Below are 5,412 nucleotides of genomic sequence, written 5' to 3' on the forward strand. Positions count from 1 at the left end.
TTACTTTACTAATTTTAATTTTCGCAGTATCCTTTGGGTACTCTCAGTCCTTACCTTTTGATTTTGAAGGCACTCTTCACGGTTTTGTAGGAGATGGTGGTCCTGGAGTAACAAATGGTGTAGGAATGGATGTGCTTCAAGTTACAGCAGGTGTATCAGATTGGGACAATGTTCAAGTAACTTTTGCTACGCCTATTGATCTTTCAAATGCTGCAGAAAACACTTTAAGATTTACAATACAGTCTACAACAGCTATGCCAGGAGAAGTACACCAACATGGTGTTAGTTTTCAAGGTGGTGGTGGTGCACTTGAAGCAAATTTTCAAACAGTAGGTCAAGATGTTTTAAATGTAGAATTAAATTTTAATGCAGGTTTAACCTCAAGAGAAAAATTGGTAATTTTTACTGATGTTGGAGATTTGAGTATCGCTGCTGCTGGTGGTCAAAATGGTACACCTACTAATGGTCTTTCTGGGACATACATTATAGATAATATGTCTTTAGGCTTTGATCCTGGTACGTGTTCAGACGGTATATTAAATAACGGAGAAGAAGCAATAGATTGTGGAGGGCCAAATTGTGACCCTTGTTCAACAGATATAACACCACCAACTGGATTTACAGCAGTTTTAGGTGCTGTAGGAGGAACTTCTGTAGAGTTATTATTAAATGCAACCGATGATTTAGGAGGAGATATAACTTATGATATAACTTATGATGGCGGAGGTACAGCACAAACAACAGGAGCTTCTGGTGTACAAACATCTTTAATTATTCCTGGTTTAACAGCAGAAACTATGTATACTTTTATGGTATCAGCAAGTGATACTGCAGGTAATCCAGCAGCTAATAATGCAATATCAGTAATGGCTACTACTACAGCAGTTATTGCTTTGCCTTTTGATTTTGAAGGTACACTTCACGGTTTTATAGGAGATGGTGGTCCAGGATTAACAAATGGTCCAGGAATGGATGTACTTGAAGTTACAGCAGGTGTATCTGACTGGGATAATGTTCAAGTAACCTTTACTGATCCAATTGATCTTTCAGATGAATTCAATAATACTTTAAGATTTACGATGCAGTCAACAACAGCTTTGCCAGGAGAAGTACACCAACATGGTGTTAGTTTCCAAGGTGGAGGTGGAGCTCTTGAAGCGAATTTTCAGACAGTAGGTACAGATGTTCTAAATGTAGAATTAAATTTCAATGGAGGTTTAACCTCAAGACAAAAATTGGTAATTTTTACAGATGTTGGAGATTTAGGAGGTACAGCAGCTACTCCTAATGTAAATGGTACACCTACTAATGGTCTTTCTGGGACATACATTATAGATAATATGTCTTTTGGTGCAGATCCAGAAACATGTTCAGATGGAGTACTAAATAATGGAGAAACAGCAATAGATTGTGGTGGGCCTAATTGTGCACCATGTGATTTAATAGCTCCAACTGCTTTTACTACTACAGCAGGAACAGTAGGTGCCTTTTCTGTAGAATTGTTATTAAATGCTTCAGATGCTGGATCAGACATAACATACGATGTGACTTACGATAATGCCGGTACTGCACAAATAACTGGAGCTTCAGGAGTTGAAACCTCATTAGTTATTTCTGGTTTAACATCAGAAACAATGTATACTTTTATGGTCTCTGCAAGTGATGCTTCAGGAAATCCAGCAGCAAATAATGCAATTTCTGTAATTGTTACAACAATAGCAGATCCGAGTACTGATTGTATAGGTCAAACTGCGGATTATGCATACACTTTTGAGACTTTAGCGAATGGTACGGATGTTAAAGTTACCCTTGAACTATTAAATACTGTGACTGGTCTTGTTGCACAATATTTTAATGATGGTAATGGTAATCAAAACCCTAGTCTTGTTTCTGGACAAATATATGAATATACATTTACAGGTTTAACTAATGGAGCTGTAATACCTTTTACTGCTAGTTTTGCATGGGCAGCCGGTGGTGGTTTACTAGTCTCTAGGAGTTATACAGTTGGAGACGATTGTTCAGGTACTTTATCTAATCAAGAATTTGAAACTATTAGTTTTTCAGTATATCCTAACCCAACAAGTAATAATTGGAATGTAAAAGGAACTTACCAAATTAACTCAGTTCAGATTTACGATATTCTAGGAAAACAAGTAATATCTTTAAATCCTAACACAACAGAATTAACAATTAGCAGTACATCACTTAATAGTGGTTTATATTTTGCAAAAATTAATACTAATTCTGGTACTAGTACAATTAAGTTAGTTAAAGAATAAATTATAATATTACATTTAAAAATTGCCGTAGAGATGTTTTTTTCTTTGCGGCTTTTTTGTTTCTAATTATCAACTAACTTTGTTATAATTTAATTACTAATTGCATATGTTTAATAAAATAGCTTCAATAGCACTACTTTTCATTTTATTGTCGAGTTGTGTTCAAAAAAATAAACCTAACAATAAAAAGGAAGACAATAATCAATTAGCAAATGAATTGATTAATGAAACAAGTCCATATTTATTACAGCATGCCTATAATCCTGTAGCTTGGAAAGCTTGGAATAAAGAATCTTTGGCTTTGGCTAAAAAGGAGAATAAATTAATTGTTATTTCTATAGGTTATTCTGCTTGTCATTGGTGTCATGTAATGGAGGAAGAAAGTTTTGAAAACGACTCTATTGCAAAACTAATGAATACTAGTTTTATTAATATTAAAGTAGATAGAGAAGAACGTCCAGATGTCGATCAAGTATACATGAATGCTGTACAATTAATGACAGGAAGTGGTGGTTGGCCACTTAATTGCATTACGTTACCAGACGGAAGACCTGTTTTAGGAGGCACTTATTTTTCTAAAGAGCAATGGCAGAAAATCTTGATAGACATTTCTAATCTTTACAAAACTAATCCTGAAAAGGTGATGGCCTATGCAGAAGAACTAACTCAAGGTGTAAAATCTTCAGATTTAATTACTTTAAATAAAGAAAACGTACCATTTAAAACAGAAAATCTTGAGAAGTATGTTAGTTCTTGGAAACAAAATTTAGATTATAAATTGGGTGGTAATATTGGTGCACCAAAATTTCCTATGCCTAATAATTTAAGTTTTTTGTTACGTTACAGTTTTCAGAATGATGATAAAATATTAAAAGATTATGTAACAACTTCTTTAAGTAAAATGGCAAATGGTGGACTTTACGATCAAGTTGGTGGAGGATTTTCAAGATATTCTGTCGACGATAAATGGCATATACCTCATTTTGAAAAAATGCTTTATGATAATGCCCAATTAGTAAGTGTTTACTCACAAGCTTTTTTGCTTACTAAAAATGAAAATTACAAAACTGTAGCATTAGAAACTTTAATTTTTATAGAGAGAGAACTTTCTCAAAAAGATGGCGCTTTTTTCTCATCTATAGATGCAGACAGTAAAAATGATAAAAACGAACTAGAAGAAGGTGTATACTATAGCTGGACTAAGGAGGAATTAATATCCATACTTAAAGAAGATTTTTCTTTGTTTTCGGCTTATTACAATATAAATATTGAAAATAAATGGGAGAATAATCATTATGTTTTATATAAGAAGACTTCAGATGTTGATGCCTTTGCGAAGTCCAATAATATTAATGCAACGGAACTTAATACAAAAGTGTATAAATGGAAACAATTATTATTTAATGTTAGAAATAATAGGTCTAAACCACGAACAGACGATAAAGTTTTAACGTCTTGGAATGCGCTTATGTTAAAAGGTTTTGTAGATGCGTATCGTGTTTTTGGAGATATTAATTATTTAAATAAAGCCATACAAAATGCAGAGTTTATTAAAGAGAATCAACTTAAAAACGATGGTTCACTCTTTCATAATTATAAAGATGGTAAAGCAACTATTAATGGATTCTCTGAGGACTATGCTCATGTTATTTCGGCATATATTGATTTATATCAAATTACTTTTGATGAGAAGTGGTTAAACCTATCTAAAGATTTAATGGATTATTGTATTACTCATTTTTTAGATAAAAATAATAAGATGTTTTATTTTACTACAGATACAGAAACAGATTTAATTACCAGAAAAGTGGAAGTTATAGACAATGTTATTTCATCATCAAATTCAGTTTTAGCAGATAATCTTTTTAAACTTGGTCATTATTACTCAAACAACACCTATTTAGCATTAGCAAAACAAATGCTAAATAACATGAAGCTTAATATAGATAAATCACCTTCTGGTTATTCTAATTGGCTATCTCTATATTTAAATTATTCAAACCCATACTACGAAGTAGCAATTTCTGGAGTTAATGCTAAAGAGAAATTAAAAGAGGTTAATAACTATTACCTACCTAATATTTTAATTGCTGGCTCGACAAAAGAGAGTAAGTTGCCAATTATGGAAAATAGATTTATAGAAGCAGATACTTATATATATGTTTGTGTTGATGGAGCTTGTAAGCTACCTGTAACAAGTACAGAAGAAGCTGTTAGGCAATTACAAAAGTAGTTTTTAGTTAAGTTTGAAGTATATTATTTTTTAATACTAAACAGGAAAACACTTCCAATACCAATTTTAGAGGTTACTTTAACTTCACCTCCTTGACTATTAACTAATTTCTTAACAGTTGCTAAGCCTATTCCTTGATTACCAGCCTCATCTTTTTTATCAGAGTGGTAAACAAATCGAAAATGGAATGTAGTTTATTTGCTGCAATACCTTTACCATTATCTTTAACACTAAAGTTGTAGTGACTTGAAGATACTTTTACATCTAAAGTTATTTCGGTAAATTCTTTATCGCAATACTTTATTGCATTTGTAATTAAATTAACCAATATCTGTAAAATAGCAGATTTATTTACTTTAATATTTAATAGTTCTTCATTAAAATTAATGATAGCATTGTTTTTAGCAACAGTAATTTTTTTTGCCTCTAATACTAAAGTCTTAAAAGCAATGGTTTCCTTTTTTAGTTTTAATAAATCGTCATTTTTATAATACTTTAAAATACCATCTATATAATCTCTTAAGGCAAAAGAGGAGCTTTTAAGGTAGCTAAGGTACATCTTAAAATATTCCGTTAAGTCTCCCATCATTTTCTTCTTCTAAAAGCTCGGTTAAGGAAATAATGTTTGCAAGCGGTGATTTTAAATCATGAGAAACTATAGAAGCAAATTTATTAAGTTCTTTATTATGTTTTTCTAACTTGTTTTTTAAATTTTCTAAAATTTGATTCTGTTTTCGTTGCTCAAAAAGCCTTACAACCTCTTTAGACATTGCCATTAAAGCTTTTTTTTTGTTCTTTACTTAGTTGTCTTGGTTCATGATCGTAAACACATAATGTACCTAATTTATAACCTTCTGGATTTATTAATGGTACACCAGCATAAAATATAGCGTCATG

Annotated in this window: 4 protein-coding genes; 2 read left to right on the top strand and 2 right to left on the bottom strand. The window is 31.7% G+C overall.

All coding sequences use genetic code 11. The annotated features are described in order from the left end of the window. Positions 1-2,282 (top strand): T9SS type A sorting domain-containing protein (locus tag QNK89_RS01085; protein WP_340169134.1); only part of this gene is annotated, 2,282 nt, incomplete at its 5' end. Positions 2,283-2,388: 106 nt separating this feature from the next. Then, entirely contained in the window at positions 2,389-4,515 is a 2,127-nt protein-coding gene (locus QNK89_RS01090) for a thioredoxin domain-containing protein (RefSeq protein WP_340169135.1), read from the top strand. Positions 4,516-4,642: 127 nt separating this feature from the next. Here the strand turns inward: QNK89_RS01090 and QNK89_RS01095 are convergent, their stop codons facing one another. Next, positions 4,643-5,104, bottom strand: a complete 462-nt coding sequence (locus QNK89_RS01095) for a HAMP domain-containing sensor histidine kinase (protein WP_340169136.1) — start codon at positions 5,102-5,104, stop codon at positions 4,643-4,645. Then, positions 5,076-5,291: a histidine kinase dimerization/phospho-acceptor domain-containing protein gene (locus tag QNK89_RS01100; RefSeq protein ID WP_340169137.1), complete on the bottom strand. Its 216-nt coding sequence runs from the start codon at positions 5,289-5,291 to the stop codon at positions 5,076-5,078. The genes QNK89_RS01095 and QNK89_RS01100 overlap by 29 nt, the downstream gene beginning before the upstream one ends. Positions 5,292-5,412 lie beyond the last annotated feature (121 nt).

Source organism: Lacinutrix sp. (assembly GCF_037625555.1).
Taxonomy (GTDB): domain Bacteria; phylum Bacteroidota; class Bacteroidia; order Flavobacteriales; family Flavobacteriaceae; genus Lacinutrix.

Bases quoted from the DNA above. Each gene is read 5' to 3' on its own strand.
- QNK89_RS01090 (WP_340169135.1), top strand. From the start codon at position 2,389: ATGTTTAATAAAATAGCTTCAATAGCACTACTTTTCATTTTATTGTCG.
- QNK89_RS01100 (WP_340169137.1), bottom strand. From the start codon at position 5,291: ATGGCAATGTCTAAAGAGGTTGTAAGGCTTTTTGAGCAACGAAAACAG.
- QNK89_RS01095 (WP_340169136.1), bottom strand. From the start codon at position 5,104: ATGATGGGAGACTTAACGGAATATTTTAAGATGTACCTTAGCTACCTT.